Genomic DNA, 16,964 nt, shown 5'->3' with positions numbered 1-16,964 from the left:
GTATTTTCCGCTTGGTGCCGGGCACCGCGGAGGAATTAAGCAGGAGGGCCGCCGTGACAGACATCAGCCTTGAAGCTGTAACGGGCAAGCTGAACCGGGCCGGCTATGATGCCTTCATACAGGCGCTGCGCCATGCCAAGAGCGCGGGTAACCGCAATGTGGAGCTTGCGCACTGGCTGTTTCATATCCTGCAGCAGGAGCGCACGGACCTCAGCCTTTCGGTGGATCACTACAAGCTCGACCGGGCACGCTTGTTGTCGGATCTTGCCGGAGTCATCAATGGATTTCGCAAGAACGAAACCGACATGCCGGGTGTCGCTAATGCGGTCATCGATCTCCTCGATCGGGGCTGGCACTATGCGACGCTCTTCTTCGGCGAAACTCAGATCCGCACCGGCCATCTGCTGGTGGCAGGTCTGAAGTCGAACGATGTCCGTCGTGCCCTGAACAACCTCTCGCAGGAATTCGCAAAGGTCAACGTCGAGGCACTGGCCGCGGAGCGCCGCGCTATCTGGGCCGGCTCCGATGAGGAGACCATGCGGCCGATGGACGGCTCGGGACTGGTCGGTGCCGGTACGGCGGGTGCGGACCAAACAGGCCCCAAGGGAACGACAGCGCTCGACCGCTTCTCCCAGAATCTCACCGCCAAGGCCAAATCGGGCCAGATGGATCCGATCCTCGGCCGGGACGAAGAAATCCGCCAATTGATCGACGTGCTGATGCGCCGGCGGCAGAACAATCCAATCCTCACCGGCGAGGCCGGCGTCGGCAAGACCGCCGTGGTCGAGGGCTTCGCGCAGCGTATCGCCGCTGGCGATGTACCGCCGCCGCTGCGCAATGTAACTCTCTGCGCCCTAGACATCGGCCTGATGCAGGCTGGCGCTTCGATGAAGGGCGAGTTCGAACAGCGCTTGCGCTCTGTGATCGACGAGGTCCAGAACTCGCCCACTCCCATCATCCTGTTCATCGACGAAGCCCATACACTGATAGGCGCCGGAGGCGCGGCCGGCACGGGGGACGCGGCCAATCTGCTAAAACCTCCCCTCGCCCGTGGCACGCTGCGTACGATCGCCGCCACCACATGGGCGGAATATCGCCAGCATATCGAGAAAGACCCGGCGCTGACACGACGCTTTCAGCCGATCCAGATCGACGAACCCGATGTGGAAACCTGTTGCATCATGCTTCGCGGACTTCTTGGTCCGATGGAAAAGCACCATGGCGTTCGTATCTCGGATGCCGCGATCACCGCCGCAGTCAACCTATCCCACCGCTACATTCCCTCCCGGCAATTGCCGGACAAGGCGGTCAGCTTGCTTGACACCGCTTCGGCACGCGTGGCCATCAGCCAAAGCGCGACGCCGGCTCTCATCGAAGATGCGCGCGTCGCAATTACCGCTCGTCAAGCTGAGCGATCAGCGCTCGTCAGCGACGGCGATCTTGGAATCGAGGATAGTGATCGCATCGCGGCCATCGACAGCGACATCGGGACATTGGAATCCAAGCTGGCAAATCTCGAAGCGGACTGGGCTGCCGAGCAGAAGCTCGTCGCGGACATCCGCAGCATTCGTGAAATCCTGTCCGGCCCCAAGGAATGCGAGGACCCGGCAACAAGGCGCCTCGAGCTGCGTGACAAGTTCAACACGCTCGAAGGCATCAATCCGGAAAAGCGGATGGTCTACGCCCATGTGGATCAGCAATCGGTGGCGTCCGTCGTGTCCGACTGGACCGGCATCCCGGTCGGCCGGATGATGCGGGACGAGATCGAAACCGTGCTGAAGCTGCCGGAGATTCTCAACCGCCGCGTCGTCGGCCAGTCCCATGGGTTGACGATGATCGCCAAGCGAATCGAAACCAGCCGCGCCAAACTGGACAACCCGTCGAAGCCGATCGGAGTGTTCATGCTGGCCGGGCCGTCCGGCGTGGGCAAGACTGAAACCGCCTTGGCGCTCGCCGAGACCCTCTACGGCGGCGAGCAGAACATGATCACGATCAACATGTCGGAGTTTCAGGAAGCGCACACCGTTTCGACCTTGAAGGGGGCACCTCCCGGCTATGTCGGCTATGGCGAAGGTGGTCGCCTGACTGAGGCCGTGCGGCGCAAGCCCTACAGCGTCATCCTGCTCGACGAGGTGGAAAAGGCCCATCCCGACGTCCATGAGATATTCTTTCAGGTGTTCGACAAGGGAACCATGGAGGACGGCAACGGTCGGCGGATCGACTTCAAGAACACCTTGATCATTTTGACGACCAACGTCGGCACTGATCTGATCATGGGCCTCTCGCGCGATCCCAAGTATCGCAACGAGCCGGAAGAGCTCGCCAAGATGCTGAGACCGGAATTGCTGAAAGTGTTTCCGGCGGCGCTGCTTGGACGCATCGTCTCGATACCGTACTTCCCGCTATCCGACGAGATGCTCGCAGGGATCGTTCGGTTGCAGCTCGACCGGATCGGACGACGCCTCCGCGACAATCACAACGCGTCCTTCGGCTACGATGACGCGGTCGTAGAGCACATCGTGTCGCGTTGCAACGATCCGGATTCCGGCGGGCGCATGATCGACAACATCATCACCAACACCCTGCTCCCGGAGCTGTCGCGCCAATTCCTCAGCAAGTCGCTTGCCAAGGAAGAAGTCAAGCAAGCGCGGGTCTCGATCGAGAACGACAAGTTCGCATATTCGTGGAATTGAGGACGATGAACATTCAAACCGAGCATCGCCAGGCGAGCACCGGTCCCACGCCATACGACGAGGTCTACTACCCCGGCCACGTCTACGGGCTCACTCATCCGAACCATCTTGCTACCATAGCTGCCGTTTACGGCATGCAGCCGGCACCCGTCGAGCGTTGCCGGGTGCTGGAGCTCGGCTGCGGCGTTGGCGGCAACCTGTTGCCGATGGCCTTTCAATATCCAGACAGCACGTTCGTCGGTGTCGACCTGAGCCGCGTGACGATCGAGCGTGGCCAGCAAAATGTCGCCACATTGGGCCTCAGCAATATCAAGCTCCTGCATTGCGATATCATGAATGTCGACGCAAGCTTCGGGCAATTCGACTACATCATCGCGCACGGCGTGTATTCCTGGGTGCCGCCGGCAGTGCGCGAGAAGATGATGACGATCTTCAAGCAGAACCTCGCGCCGCAGGGGGTCTGTTACGTCAGCTACAACGCGCACCCGTTCTCACATATGCGCGACATGGTGCGCGACATGATGCGGTATCACACCCGCCGCCTCACCAGCATGAAAGAAAAAGTAGGACAGGCCCGCGCAATCCTGAAGTTCTTGAGCGAGGGCTCGAAGGCCAGCTCGGTTCACGGTGCGGTTATGCGCGATCAGTACAACCGCGTCCTCAAGGCCCCCGACGAGCTGTTGTTTCATGACGATCTCGACGAAGGCGCCGAGGCCTTCCTGCTGCACGAAGTTGTCGAGCGCGCGGGCGTTCATGGTTTGCAATATCTCAGCGACGCCGATTTCTCGCGACGCTATCTGGCGGGCTATTCCGAGGAGGTGCGCGCGACGTTGCAACGCTTTCCGGACAGCGAGTTCATGGCGCGCGATCAGTATCAGGATTTCATCGACGGGAACGGCTTTCGCCGTACCTTGCTCTGCCACGACAACGTCTCGCTCTCCCGCCAGATCGACCTCGATTTCGTCACCCGGTTCCATTTGCTGAGCACGACGAGCCCGGTTGATCCGGACGCCAGCGTAACCGACGATTCAGCGATGGAATTCGAAAATGAGGACGGTAGCAGGATCACCGTGACCAATCCGCTCTTGAAGGCCGCGCACCTGTGTCTCGGCCGCGCCTGGCCTCGCGCGCTGTCATTTGACGAATTGCTCGATGGCGCCCGAGCGCTGCTTGGCGGCCGGCAGGCAGATGATGACCAAAAGGCGCTGACCGAGGCGATGTTCATCCTGGCTTGCAGCGGCGAAATTTCGTTCCTGCTGTCGCGTCCTTTCTTGTTGACGGAAGCGACCGAGCATCCGCAGGCCAGTCTGCTCGCGCGAAAACAAGCGCAAACAGGTCCGCTCGTCACCAACCTCCTCCACCAAACGGTGCAGTTGGAGGACGACCGAACCAGGGATTTCCTGCAATTGCTCGACGGTGCGCGGTCCATCGACCAGATCACGGCCGAAATGACCGAAAGATTCGGCCCAACCATCCGGATCGACCAGAAGGATAAAGCCGGGCAGCCCGCCGAGCCATTGCTGCTGTCAACGCAAGAAGGCGTTCGGCGCTCTCTTGCGGTGGTCGGCAAGCTGGGGTTGCTGGTCGCCTGATGCGTTCGAGTGCATGGGCTCCGTTGGCGATGAACGGCAGGAGTCGGAAGCTCCTTCTTGAAACGGACGCGGTCCCCGGTACTCTAGCCGTCGTGGGTATATTGCTGGCCGAGGAGCCATCCCGTGAGAATACCGCCGGGACCGCTGAGATAGACCGGATCAAAGCCGACGCCCGCGCGCAGCATCTTCCATTCATGCTCGCCGACCCAGGGAATCCCGGGATCGCCCTTCTGATACTGGGACAGCAGCGTTCGGGCGACCTCTGCGGCATTGGCGTAGATCGGCCCGTTGGCCCAGCGAGGGCGGGGCAGGCCTGTCATGCGGCAATAGAGCGCCGTGCAGACGTAGGCAGACGCCTCTTCCGCATTGGCATCAAGGCCGGTACGCAACAGATCGTATGCCGCATGCAGGCTCTCGTGGACGATATAGGCCTCGTCCAGCCGCCCCGTCGCCGACACGACCTCCAGCGTATTGGCCGCGACCGCCGTGCCGTCGGCTCGGGTTCGCGCGACATCGTTATATTGCGCGGCAACATCCGCGGCGAGATCGGTCGGAACCGCGACGGTGACCCGCCCCAGCCGGATCGCCCGGGCAACGTGATGAAACGTTTGCGGCGCAATCGTCACGTGGCTGCCGCGGATCGGAAACCGGAAGCGCATGCGTGCGACGGCCGGGCCATTGAGTACGTCTAATACCCTGCTGCGCAGCGACATTTGATCGTCCTCGCTGTTCACACTACCCCACGGATGGTGGTCGCCGTTTCCGATCGGCAGGTTCAAACAATCTCTGCATTAGCGCGACAAGGACTTCGAGTGATCCGGGCCGGGCACAGCATCATCGAGCGAGCCGGCATTGAACCCGGACCGCTCCCGGCCTGACCAATCAGAGACTAGTCTCGACTCGAGGGGACCTGCGATGACCACGAACCCGACGACGACCGACACTTTCCGCAAGATCGCGGCGCGGCTGACCATGTTTCGGCCGCAGATCGATCTGACGCAATACTTCGCCGGGCCCGACCCGAATGTCCGCCTCTATGGCGAAAAGCCCTACATCCGCCATCAGCTCGAGAAGTACGGCGTTGCGGCCGCGACGACCACGCTCGACGGGGTCACTTTTCTGCCGAAGAATTGGGACGAGCTGATCAGGCAGCTGCGTACTGCCAAGACACCGGACGGATTCGACGCTTTCGCCGAGGGACAAAGCCCGGAGAAGTCGTCGCATTGGGCGCTCGATCTATCGATGGCTGCGACGATCGGCAAGGGGTTTCGGGAGATCTGGCGTCCGACGCTGTCCGACAGACCACTCTCAACGCGGGACCTTCCGGGCCGGCACGGCTTCGGGCTTGGACGCGATCGCGGACAGTGGAGCGACGGCTACAGCTCACAATTCGGCAAGGACCCGCAGCCACAAGACATTACCTCGCTGCATTTCGCAGTGGCACCCGATCGGGTGAACGTTCACATCGACGAAACTGGCTTTGTGTTCGAGGGCGCGGACGGCGCACTCACAGTCGGGCCCAACTTCGCGCACCACGCTGGCAACGAACTGTGGTGGAAGAGCAACCCACATCCACATCTGCCGGATTGGGCAATCGAACATATTGACCTCATCCTGCCGAATAGCGCCAACGACTTTTCGCGCTTGGGACTCTCGGTCGATATGTACCGGCGCAAGGACTTGCGCGTCAGGGTCACCGGCTCCTGCGGAATTTTCGGCGGGTTCGAGTGCTCGGGAACGGTGAGCATCAGCGGGACGCACGATTTGCTCGGCTCGAAGCGCTAGCGCGCCCGCTGAAATGGATCTGGCTTCTCTACAAATCTCAAGCCCGAGGATCTGCAGAGATCACGGACCGACGGAGTCCATTCGACGCGATTCCGTTCGCATCATGGAAGGCGGCTAGATCGTCCCACCGCCGACGAAGATTTCGACGACCACGGCTCGATTGGCGGCCCTGTTGATCACGGTCGTATTGTCCTTCAGATACTCGTAGTGTGGAGCGGGCTTGACGGAGAAGACACGTGAGCGAGCGCTGGGGCCGAACAGGTGAAAGACATTCCTGGCCCGACCTGTGCGCAGGAAGGTGTTGTTCCGTTCGCCGCCGGTGCTGTCACTGTATCCGACGATCTGGAACTGCAGCGACTTGTCAGTCTCGAATCGCATGAGCTGCGCTGCCAGCAGCGGATCGCGCTTGGCGATGGTCTTGAGATGTCGCCAGTCGACGCCGAAATCCCAGATGACGAGATATTGGCAGCTGCCGACCGGCGGGACCAGACTGACGTCCGCAGCGAGATGGCCGCCCTCGGTGCGGGACGTCGCAACTTCATTGGCCTGGTAGGGAAACACGTCGGCGCTGCGCACCTTGGCAAGCGCCGTGCACTGTCGTTCCGGAGCCCCCAAATTCGGCATCTGTTCAACCGGGCCCGGCGGCGTGTATTGAGGCAAGGGTTGCGGCGCGCGTCCCATGGCAATTTCTCCCGTTGCTGGCGTGGCTTGTCCAAAGCAGAGCACTGGAGAGAGCGCTGGCTCCCACCACGGTTTTGACTAGTAGTGACGTGAGCGGTCGGGGAAGTTCAAAGGCGAGGTGCTGGCCGCAATCACAACATCGCTGGCTTGGTCTGCAGATCGGGAGACGGCCCCTCGCCGTCGTTTGCCGCCTAGAACAGGGCGGGCTTCGACCTCCTGCCTCGGCTTCGGCCGCGCCATGCGGAACACGTCACGCAGCTTGACCTTTCCAGCGCGCCGCCGCGTCGGTACCTCGGGCACGCCGATGAAGCACGGGCTCAACTACAGGCGAGCTTACCGTTATCTCCCAACTTCGTTTATGTTGGAAACAGCTTGTCGCGAATGTAGCGTGAGGTTGGCGTCAGTTTGAGTCCTCGCGGCTTTCGCCATGCCGCCCTATCGATCTCCCTCTTGTCGCCGATCTTCAATGGACCCGAAGCCTTCTTGGTCAGGAAGATCGCGTCGCTCATCCTTCGGCCGGTCTGGCGATTCTTGCCATTCACTTCCTTCCACAGCCTCAACTCACCAAGCCTGAGTTTGGGCAACTCTTCCATGATCTCGCGACGGAGACATTTTCTCTCACTCTCGCCGGCTCGCCTGCGGCCGCCCGGAAACATCCAGCGCTTGTCGCGCCGCCGTCTGACCAGGAGCACCCTGCCCTTCCTTGCGACGACAAGTTTTGATGATTTCGCCATTCTCTATTCCGCCAGTTCGATCGCAACAGGTTGGTGATCCGAAGCGTCGGTCGCCTCGTTGACGTCGATGCTGCGAACGTGACTGATCAAATCTTCGGTTACGAAAATGAAGTCGCGACAGTCGGGCCCGTCGGCCCATTGCGCACGGTCGTAGATGCCGCAGGTCGGCACGCGCGGGCGGCCAGGACGATCGGCGGTCCATGCATCCCGATAATTCAGACCGGGACGGTCGGAACGGTCGATCAAGGCATGCTGGGGGTCTGTGACGTCAAAATTGAAATCGCCGCACATCAGGCTCGACGCAGCAACAATCTGGCTTTCATATGGCTCATCGTGCCGGGAGCCGGCCTGCCTGGGGCTCTCCGACGCGTCCTGTTGCAGATCCAGCAACCGCACGATCTGCGCCTCGCGTTGAGCGGCCGAATGAAACTCCAGATGCGTATTGACGATGCGGATCGCGCCAAACGAGGCCTGAACCGTCACCTCCAGCGCGTGACGGCGCATGCTGCGCACCCCGGCTGCGCCCGGCCACGGCAGCAGGTGATTGGCGATCTGCAACACCGGCAACCGCGACAGCGTCATGTTGCCGAAGCGGTGAAGGCTGCCGTCTCGATCTAGCGTTTCGATGGCCGGCCGGAATATGGCGGAGTAGCCGGGCAGCAGGGCTGCAAGCTGCGCGCTCTGGTCCGCGCCATCGCCGAGTCTCGAAAAATTGGCGCTCACTTCCTGGAAGCAGAACACGTCGGCGTCGAGCGTCTGCCGGGCGACAGCAACGATCCTCGACAGATCGGTGACGCCGTCGCAACCTCTTCCGCACTGTATGTTCCAGGTGACAAGCTTCATTACCGGATACCTGCCCGCATGAACGACTGAACGAACTGGCGCTGGAATAGCAGAAACGCGATCAGCAGCGGCGCCATCGTCATCACGGTCGCCGCCGTGATCACCGACCAATCCACGCCGGTCTCAGGGGCGCCGAACACGGCAAGACCCACCGTGAGCGGCCGCGCCTCCACCGAGTTCGTGACGATCAACGGCCACAGGAAGTTGTTCCAGTGATAGCTGACCGAGACGAGCCCGAAGGCGACATAGGTGGGGCGGGCCAGCGGGACATAGACCCGCCAAAGGATTCCGAGCGGGCCCGCTCCCTCGACGCGGGCGGCTTCGACCAACTCCTGAGGCACGCTCTTGAAGGTCTGCCGCAGCAGGAAGATGCCAAAGGCGCTCGCGAGATAGGGCAGCGCGATGGCGGGAATCGTGTCGAGCAATCCCAGCCTGGCGATCGCGCGGTAGTTCTCGACGATCAGGACGTCCGGCATGATCATCAGCTGGAGCAGCACCAGGGCGAAGGCGATGCCGCTGCCTCTGAACTTGAAGCGCGCAAAGGCATAGGCGGCCAGCGTCGACAGGATGAGCTGGCCGACCAGGATCAGCGTCACCAGCACGACCGTGTTGAGATAGTACCGGGCAAATGGCGCCTGCCTCCAGGCCCGGGCAAAATTCTCGAACGTCCAGGGGGCGGACAGGCTGAACGACGTGGCGTAGGCGGCCGGATGCAGCGCGCTCCAGAAGGCATAGGCCAATGGGGCCAGCCAGATCAGAGCCAGAAGCCATGCTGCGACGGCCTCGACGGGGTGGGTCCGGCCCCTCATTGGTAGTGGATCCTGCGATCGAGATAGCCGAACTTGAGCAGCGCGATCCCGCTCAGGAGCGTCAAAAGCACCACGGTGAGCGTTGCCGCATAGGAGGAATCCTGGAAGGTGAAGGCGACCTCATAGATGTAATAGAGCAGCAGCGTGCTGGCGTTGTTCGGACCGCCCTTGGTCATGATGACCAGATGATCCACCAGCTTGAACGAGTTGATGACCGCATTGATCACCACGAACAGCGTGGTCGGCATCAGCAGCGGGAACGTGATGCGGCGGAACGTGTACCATCGGCTTGCGCCTTCGATGGAGGCGGCTTCTTCGAGGTCCGGCGAGAGCTGCTGCAGCGCCGCCAGATAGAAGATCATGAAGAAGCCGGCTTCCTTCCAGATCACCATGACGATCAGGCAGCCCATCACCGTCGAGGGATCGCCGAGCCAGTTCCAGCCGGCGAGGCCGAAGAGACCGCGAAGCTGATCAAGCAGCCCATAATCCGGCGTGTAGAAGAACAGCCAGACGTTGGCGACGGCAATCATCGGCAGCACGGTCGGCGTGAAGTAGGCCAGTCGCAGAAAGCCGCGACCGCGCATGTTGCGATTGACCCAGACCGCCATCACCAGGGCCAGGGCAATCGAAGTCGGGATCGTGCCGAGTGCAAACCAGAAATTATTGCCCAGCGCCTTCCAGAAGATCGGATCAGCCGCCATGGCCCGATAGCTGTCGAGGCCGACGAAGGCTTCCGTGCCGTTCCGGCGCGTGATGAACAGCGAATGCCGGATCGTCGCCAGGATCGGAAAATGCGTGAACGCGATCAGCAGGACCGCGGCCGGCAACAGCAAAAGCCACGCATTCACGGCATTCCACCACGCCTGCGATCCGGCGCGGCGCGACACAATCGGCGATGAGGCGGCGTGGTCGGTCATTCGTGAGCCGGCGAGATGGCGGCGATCCGCCATCCCGCCACGTCCCTATTTGTAGGCCCGCAAGACGCGGTCGGACTGCGCTTGCGCGGCGGCCAGCGCCTCCTGCGGCTTCTGCGCGCCCGTGATCGCGGCCTGCACGGCATCACCGACGAACTTGTAGATGCGGCCGTTCTCGTGGACGGAGAGCTCCGGCACCGCATGCTCCAGCTGATCGCGCGCGACAATGGCCTGCGGAAAGCTCTTGGCGTAGGCCTCCATCGCCGGCGTCTTGTAGGCGGCCGGCGACACCGCCACGTAGCCGGTCTTCATGCTCCATTCCGCCGCACGTTCCGGAGCCGTCATCCATTGAACGAACTTGACCGCTGCCTTCTGCTGCTCGGGAGATGCGCTCTTGAAGATGTAGAAATTGCCGCCGCCGGTCGGCGATCCGCGCCGCTCCTTGGCCGGCAGCATGGCCACGCCGAACTGGAATTTCGCGGCATCCTTGACCGCCGTCAGATTGCCGGTGGTGTGCCACATCATCGCGGTCTTGCCTTCGAGGAAATCGGTGCGCAGCGTCGCCCAGTCGATGCTGCCGGCCGGTGCGACGTTGTGCTTGCGCGAGAGATCGACCCAGTACTCGAGGGCGGCAACGGTCTTCGGAGCGGTCAGATAGACCTCGTTGCCAGGCTCGTTCATCATCTTCTGGCCGTTCTCGATCGCCAGCGCCTGCAGCATCCAGTAGGCATAACCGGTCGAGGGAATTTCGACGCCCCAGCGCGTCGTGTTGGCGCCATCCTTCTTGACCAGCTTCTTCGACATCTCGACCATGTCGTCCCAGGACGCCGGCGCCTTCTCGGGATCGAGGCCGGCCTCCTTGAAAGCGTCCTTGTTCCAGTACAGCACGATGGTCGAACGCTGGAACGGCACGCTCCAGGTCTTGCCGTCGATCTGCCCGTTCGCCATGAACGCGGGATAGAACTCCTTGAACCAGGCCTTGTCGCTGACGAGGCCGTCAAACGGCACGATGGCGTTCTCGTCCATCAACGTGAACACGTCGGTCGACAGCAATACCGACAGTTGCGGCGGCTGCCCGCCCTTCATGGCGGTCATCGCCTTGGTCATCGTATCCGTGTAGTTGCCGGCATAGACCGCCGTCACCTTGATGTCCGGATTGTCCTTCTCGAAGCGCGAGACCATATCGTCTATGATCTTGGTGACGGGACCGCCGACCGCGACCGGATAGTACATCGTCAGATCCACCGCGGCGGCGGGACGTGCCCCCATCGAGAGCACGGCAAGTGCGGCTGCCATCAACATCGTTCGTCGCGCAAACATCTCTCTCTCCCTTGTTAACCGCCGACCACCTGAAACCGCCGCTGCTATCCGACGGATGTCGCCAGCCGGCCGTCCTGGACCGAAGCCTCCAATCGGCGTTCCGAAACCGGATCGAACCGATGCTCGTGTCCGGCCTCCCACGCCAGCCGGACATCCTCACCGGGCTGAACCTTGCTGAAACCATCTGATCGAACCGAGATCGGCTGACCATCGATCTCGCACAGCACGATGCTGTCGGCCCCGAGATGCTCGACAGCCTTGACCCGCGCAGCATGATCTCCGCCAGTCACGATGCGGATGTGCTCGGGCCGGATACCGATGAGATGATCGCCCTGACGCACCAGATTCATCGGCGGGGTGCCGATGAACCGCGCCGTGAACGCCGTTGCCGGTCGGTTATAGAGCTCTTCCGGTGAGCCGTTCTGCTCGATGCGGCCATCGCGCATCAACACGACGCGGTCCGCCATGGTCATGGCTTCCGTCTGATCGTGGGTCACATAGACCATGGTCATGCCGAGGCGTTGTTGCAGCGCGCGGATTTCCGTTCGCATTTCGTGCCGCAGCTTGGCGTCCAGATTGGACAGCGGCTCATCCATGAGGCAGACCCTCGCCTCCGCGATGATGGCGCGCCCCAGCGCGACGCGCTGGCGCTGGCCCCCGGACAATTGCGCCGGCTTGCGCTCAAGCAGATGCGCCAGACCGACGATGTCGGCGACGCGACGGAGCCGGGCGTCGCGCTCGGCGCGCGACACGCGCCGCACGCGCAGACCGAAGACGATGTTCTCGGCCACGCTCAAATGCGGAAACAGCGCATAGGATTGGAAGACCATGGAGATCTTCCGCTGCGCCGGCGTCAGGTGAGTGACGTCGACGCCGCCGATCGCGATCGCGCCGCCATCGGCATCCTCGAGGCCGGCGATCAGCCGCAGCGTGGTCGACTTGCCGCAGCCGGACGGTCCCAGCAGCACCAGCAGCGAGCCCTCGTCCGCGGTCAGGCTGACGTCATCGACGGCGCGCATCGCGCCCCAGGATTTCGAGACATGGCTCAGCGTGATCGCCGACATGGCCGGTTCGCTCTCAGCATGATGCGGCTACGCGCGCTGGCTGCGGCTCGCTCCAACGGAGCACCGCAAAGCCGGTCACCGCCGGCAGACCGGACCATTGCGTCCCTCCCTCGATCCCCGCGCATTCATCAGCGCGGCTGACTATTATGTTCATATGAACATAACATGACACCATGTGAAACAGAAAATTGCGTCTTGGTCGTTCAAATGATACTTTCGATAGAACGGAGGGCCCATGCTCAAAAGCGCCACGACACGTCAGGCCCACATACTGGAGATCGTGCGCGAGCAAGGCTTCGCCTCCATCGAGCAGCTTGCGGGGCGTTTCGACGTCACCCAGCAGACCATTCGCCGCCTTGTGAATGCGCTCTGCGATCAGGGACTGCTCCGGCGTGTGCATGGCGGCGTCAGCCTCCCCGTCCAGAACCAGAACCTCGCCTACGGCAGCAGGCACAGGTTGAACGCCGACGCCAAGCGGCGGATCGCGCACGCGACCGCCAAACTCATCCCCGACGGGACGTCGCTGATGATCGGGCTCGGCACCACGCCCGAATATGTGGCGCAGGCACTGTCCCGCCGACGGGACCTGCGGGTGATCACCAACAGCCTGAACGTCGCCGCGGCGTTCGCGCACAATCCCGAGGTGGAGATCAGCATCGCGGGCGGCACGCTGCGGCCACTCGACCGCGATATCATTGGCGAGGCCGCGGTACGCTTCTTCTCGGGCTTCCGCGCCGATTTCGGGATATTCGGCGTCGGCGGGATTGATCAGGACGGCACGCTGCTCGATTTCCATGTCGATGAAGTCAAAGCACGGCAATCCATCGCCGCCAACTCGCGAACAATCGTGCTCGTGGCCGACATCACCAAGTTTGGGCGCAATGCGACGGTTCGAGGCGGCCATCTCGACGACTGCCACCATCTCGTCATCGATGACCAATTGCCTGGAGCGTTTCAGCCGATCGCCGACGGGTATGGCGGTCTGATCCATACAGCCCGCGCCGCTCGCGCAGATTTCGAGCGTCTTGGCCACACCTAGAGCGGAATGGCTTTACGGCCGCAGATCCATATCGATCCGCACGAAGTCGCCGCGATAGGTGACTTCGCCGAGATAGATCACGGTGCGGTCCTGGGTCGTGAAGATACGGCGGACCTCGGCCACCGGCGAGTTCAGGGGGACGCGCAACAGCCGCGCCGCTTCGATATCCGCAGTACCAATCGTCAGGGTCTGGCGCGCGCTGGCGATGGCGGGATCCCTGAGATCGCTAAGGATCGGGATCACGGTCTCGTTGCGAAAGCGTTTCGGCGATCTGCGGAAGATCTTCTCGTCGAGATAGATGGAGATGACGCAGTATGGCTGCTTCTGTCGCGAATGCAGCCGACGCATGAAGACGTACTTTTCGGCCGGCTTGCCGTCCTCGGGAAGCAGCGGCGCATCGCTGCGGCTTTCAGAGATGTTGATGATCTCGGGCGAGGTGTCGCGGTACATGTCGGCGAGATCGGATAGCGTGGTCTCGACCTTGAGCCAGCGATCCTGCCGCACCGTCCCCGTGACGAAGGTGCCGCGGCCCTGCTGCGCCTCGATCACGCCGTCGCGGGCGAGCAGCTCGACCGCCTGTCTGATCGTGACGCGCGACACGCCGAATTCGGCCGCCAGCTCCTCGTTGGCCGGCAGACGAAACCCCTGGGCCCAGACGCCGCGCGCGATCCGCTGCCGGAAGATGTCGGCAATCTGCGCGTATTTCGGGACGTGACTGTCGGAACTCAACTCCATCTCGTCCTCACGAATTCAGGGCCGCGCCATCATGCCATGACCAGCGCGGCACCACGTTCGCCGATCATCAGACTGGTCGCATTTGTGTTGGCCGAGGTGATCTGCGGCATCACCGAGGCATCGATCACGCGCAGCCGCTCGACGCCGCGCACGCGCAGCTGCGGATCGAGCACGGCCTGCTCGTCCCGGCCCATCCGACAGGTCCCGACACAGTGAAACACCGTGCCGCCGGTGTTGCGCGCAAAATCCCACAGCCCGGCATCATCCCTCGCTGCCTCACCCGGCACCATCTCGATATCCCAGAGCGGACGAAACGCCTTCTGCTGATAGATCTCGCGCAGAATCTTCAGACCCGCAACGATGGTCTTGCGGTCGATCTCCTCGGCGAGATAGTTCGGGACGATCAGCGGCTGCTCGAACGGATCGGTCGAGCTGATCGCAAGCCGTCCACGTGACTTTCCATGGCACTGCCAGACCGAGGCGGTGAATCCGGAATAGCTGTGCAGGGGCTCGCCAGGCTTGTCGACCGAGAGCGGCATCACGTTGAACTGCACGTCGGGCCGGCCGCCGACGGCGTATTCGGTGCAGGCGGCGCCACCTACTTGCCCTGCGCCTACCGTTAACGGGCCGCTGCCCGCCAGCATCCACTGCAAGCCCATCTTCGCGAGTTCGACGGGATTGCGGACCTGATCGTTGAGCGACATTCGCTGCTTCAGGCGAACGATCAGCCGGGCTTGATAATGGTCCTGGAGATTGGCGCCGACATCAGGAGAATCTGCAACGACGGGAATGCCGAGCTTGCGCAGCAGGTCGGCCGGACCGACGCCGGACAACTGGAGGATCTGCGGCGACTGCAGCGCGCCACCGGACAGGATGATCTCACGATCAGCCGTCGCGCTGTGGACCTGCCCCTTGCTGATCCACTCGACGCCGCTCGCGGCGCGACCGTTGAAAACGACCCTGCTGACCTGCGCGTGGGTGATGATGGTGAGGTTGGGACGGCCGGCGACGGGGCGCAGAAACGCAGAGGCGGAACTGGTCCGCCAGTGCCGCCCGATGCCGAGTTGGTAGGTGCCGACGCCCAGCGTCGTGGCGCCGTTGAAGTCGGGATTGCGCGGCAGGCCGAACTGCACACCCGCCTCGACCCAGGCCTTCGAGGCCGGATTGTCGTTGCGGAGATCGGACACCTCGAACTCCCCGAGCCCGCCGTGAAACTGGCTCTCGCCGCCGCGGTAGCGTTCGTAGCGCCGAAAATACGGCAGGAGTTCGCGATAGCTCCAGCCATCCGCGCCAAGGCGTTCCCAATCGTCAAAGTCCTCGTGCTGGCCTCGGATGAAGATCAGCCCGTTGATCGACGATGAGCCGCCGAGCACGCGGCCCCGCGGCCAGACGATGGCGCGACCGCCGCTCCCTTCCGAGGGCTCGGTTTTGAACAGGCGCGAGAATCGCTCGTTGTAGATGGTCCGGTAGTAACCGACCGGAAGTTTCAGCCAGAAATTCCGATCCGATCCGCCGGCCTCCAACAGGAGGACGCGGCAGGACGGATCGGCCGACAACCGGTTCGCAACGACGCAGCCGGCCGAGCCCGCGCCGACGATGATGTAGTCGTAGCCGCGTGCCGACATCAGATCGTCCGGTATTGTTCGATGGAGGCGAGATCGGGCGTGATGCCGAGGCCGGCCTCGTCGCTGAGCGCGATCATGCCGTCGCGGACATCGAGCACCGGACCGCAGAAGCGGTCGCGCAGCGGGTTCTCGTTGCAATCGACTTCGAGTAGCCCGTCGCCGCCGACACCGGCGAGAAGATGCGCGGATGCCAGAAGGCCGATGCCGGCACCGAGATAGTGCGGACAGAACATCTTTCCCGACGCCAGGATGTCACGGGCAATGCCTGCGCAAGCCGACAGCCCGCCCCATTTGGCGATATCGGGCTGGACGACACTGAGAACCGGCTCACCCAGCACCTCGGCAAAGCCGGCGTGGCTCGCGATGTTCTCGCCGGCTGCGAGCGGAAAGCGAACTGTCTCGTGCAACTGCTTCCATTCCTGCCGGGGGCGGTCCGCAGGGATCGGCTCCTCGAGCCACGCGAGATCGAAGCGCTCCAGGCGCGGCGCAAGTTCGAGCGCCTGCGCAATGGCCCAGCCCTGGTTGACGTCGGCAGCAAGCAGGCTTTCGCCCACAAGACGGCGCAGCGCGGCGAGATTGGCGCGGTCAGTTGCCGGATCGAAGCCGATCTTCAGCTTCAGAGCGCGGTAGCCGCGGCCCAGGGCCGCTTCGGCCGTCCGCTCGGACCCGACCGGATTGATGCCGCTGGCATAGACCTTGATCATGCGCCTCGCCCCGCCGAGCAGCTTCCACAGCGCGACGTTCTGCCGGCGCGCGTAGAGATCCCAGACGGCAAGATCGATGCCGGCGATCGACTGCGCAAACGGGCCGGCTTCTCCGGATTGTAGCGCGAGCACCGAGGTTCCCTGCGTCACATGCTCGAACACAGCGGACGGATCGAGCGCATTGAATCCGACGAGAGCCGGCGCAAGCACCTCGTTGACGAGCCGAACACGATGTTCGGCGCCTGGTGCCGGAAAATTGCACCACACTTCGCCCCAGCCGATATGTCCGTCGGTGTCTTCAACGCGAACGAAGACAGCGGGCCGATCCTTCATCCGCCCGAAGGACGTGATAACCGGAATCGTCAGCGGATAGCGATAGCCAAAGGCCTGGACACTTCGGATGGTGAAAGGCGGCGATGTCATGCG

Annotated in this window: 15 protein-coding genes; 4 read left to right on the top strand and 11 right to left on the bottom strand. The window is 62.7% G+C overall.

The window, feature by feature from the left end; translation table 11 throughout:
* Positions 1-53 precede the first annotated feature (53 nt).
* Positions 54-2,693, top strand: coding sequence for a type VI secretion system ATPase TssH (gene tssH, locus UNPA324_RS15680; RefSeq protein WP_128917643.1), 2,640 nt, complete (start codon positions 54-56; stop codon positions 2,691-2,693).
* A 5-nt stretch (positions 2,694-2,698) separates the two neighbouring features.
* Complete coding sequence (locus UNPA324_RS15675; RefSeq protein ID WP_181769406.1) at positions 2,699-4,285, top strand: class I SAM-dependent methyltransferase; 1,587 nt, start codon at positions 2,699-2,701, stop codon at positions 4,283-4,285.
* An 83-nt stretch (positions 4,286-4,368) separates the two neighbouring features.
* Here UNPA324_RS15675 and UNPA324_RS15670 read toward each other — a convergent pair whose 3' ends face one another.
* On the bottom strand, positions 4,369-5,064 hold the full coding sequence (locus tag UNPA324_RS15670; RefSeq protein WP_246667175.1) for a hypothetical protein: 696 nt from the start codon (positions 5,062-5,064) through the stop codon (positions 4,369-4,371).
* 73 nt (positions 5,065-5,137) lie between these two features.
* Here UNPA324_RS15670 and UNPA324_RS15665 point away from each other — a divergent pair, with 73 nt between their 5' ends.
* Positions 5,138-6,070 carry a hypothetical protein gene (locus tag UNPA324_RS15665; RefSeq protein WP_246667174.1) on the top strand — a complete coding sequence of 311 codons (933 nt, stop codon included), beginning with the start codon at positions 5,138-5,140 and terminating at the stop codon, positions 6,068-6,070.
* A 114-nt stretch (positions 6,071-6,184) separates the two neighbouring features.
* On the opposite strand, the gene UNPA324_RS15660 is transcribed toward UNPA324_RS15665, so the two are convergent.
* The 7 genes from UNPA324_RS15660 to UNPA324_RS15630 form a co-directional block, all read right to left on the bottom strand.
* A complete protein-coding gene (locus UNPA324_RS15660) occupies positions 6,185-6,751 on the bottom strand; it encodes an OmpA family protein (RefSeq protein ID WP_128917645.1) in 567 nt (188 codons plus the stop codon).
* A 356-nt stretch (positions 6,752-7,107) separates the two neighbouring features.
* On the bottom strand, positions 7,108-7,485 hold the full coding sequence (locus tag UNPA324_RS15655; protein ID WP_128917646.1) for an NUDIX hydrolase: 378 nt from the start codon (positions 7,483-7,485) through the stop codon (positions 7,108-7,110).
* Positions 7,486-7,488: 3 nt separating this feature from the next.
* Positions 7,489-8,328 (bottom strand): endonuclease/exonuclease/phosphatase family protein, encoded by an 840-nt coding sequence (locus UNPA324_RS15650; RefSeq protein WP_141935075.1) that lies wholly within the window; start codon positions 8,326-8,328, stop codon positions 7,489-7,491.
* Positions 8,328-9,137 (bottom strand): carbohydrate ABC transporter permease, encoded by an 810-nt coding sequence (locus UNPA324_RS15645; RefSeq protein ID WP_128917648.1) that lies wholly within the window; start codon positions 9,135-9,137, stop codon positions 8,328-8,330. The genes UNPA324_RS15650 and UNPA324_RS15645 overlap by 1 nt, the downstream gene beginning before the upstream one ends.
* A complete protein-coding gene (locus tag UNPA324_RS15640; protein ID WP_128917749.1) occupies positions 9,134-10,054 on the bottom strand; it encodes a carbohydrate ABC transporter permease in 921 nt (306 codons plus the stop codon). Before UNPA324_RS15640 ends, UNPA324_RS15645 begins: the two co-directional genes overlap by 4 nt.
* A gap of 45 nt (positions 10,055-10,099) precedes the next feature.
* Positions 10,100-11,353 (bottom strand): ABC transporter substrate-binding protein, encoded by a 1,254-nt coding sequence (locus UNPA324_RS15635; RefSeq protein WP_141938886.1) that lies wholly within the window; start codon positions 11,351-11,353, stop codon positions 10,100-10,102.
* Between the two features lie 62 nt (positions 11,354-11,415).
* Positions 11,416-12,435, bottom strand: a complete 1,020-nt coding sequence (locus tag UNPA324_RS15630; protein WP_128917649.1) for an ABC transporter ATP-binding protein — start codon at positions 12,433-12,435, stop codon at positions 11,416-11,418.
* 235 nt (positions 12,436-12,670) lie between these two features.
* On the opposite strand from UNPA324_RS15630, the gene UNPA324_RS15625 reads away from it, so the two are divergent.
* Complete coding sequence (locus UNPA324_RS15625) at positions 12,671-13,474, top strand: DeoR/GlpR family DNA-binding transcription regulator (protein WP_141935074.1); 804 nt, start codon at positions 12,671-12,673, stop codon at positions 13,472-13,474.
* Positions 13,475-13,486: 12 nt separating this feature from the next.
* Here the strand turns inward: UNPA324_RS15625 and UNPA324_RS15620 are convergent, their stop codons facing one another.
* From UNPA324_RS15620 to UNPA324_RS15610, 3 genes are read right to left on the bottom strand one after another with little or no spacing between them, the layout of a single operon-like run.
* Positions 13,487-14,209: a GntR family transcriptional regulator gene (locus tag UNPA324_RS15620; RefSeq protein WP_128917651.1), complete on the bottom strand. Its 723-nt coding sequence runs from the start codon at positions 14,207-14,209 to the stop codon at positions 13,487-13,489.
* A gap of 29 nt (positions 14,210-14,238) precedes the next feature.
* Positions 14,239-15,834, bottom strand: a complete 1,596-nt coding sequence (locus tag UNPA324_RS15615) for a GMC family oxidoreductase (protein ID WP_141935073.1) — start codon at positions 15,832-15,834, stop codon at positions 14,239-14,241.
* Complete coding sequence (locus UNPA324_RS15610) at positions 15,834-16,961, bottom strand: mandelate racemase/muconate lactonizing enzyme family protein (protein ID WP_141935072.1); 1,128 nt, start codon at positions 16,959-16,961, stop codon at positions 15,834-15,836. Before UNPA324_RS15610 ends, UNPA324_RS15615 begins: the two co-directional genes overlap by 1 nt.
* Positions 16,962-16,964: the final 3 nt, after the last annotated feature.

This window comes from Bradyrhizobium sp. UNPA324, from assembly GCF_006658635.1.
Lineage (GTDB): Bacteria > Pseudomonadota > Alphaproteobacteria > Rhizobiales > Xanthobacteraceae > Bradyrhizobium > Bradyrhizobium nanningense.
The sequence above is the reverse complement of the archived record's forward strand: the minus strand, read 5'-3'. Positions and strand labels throughout refer to the sequence as shown.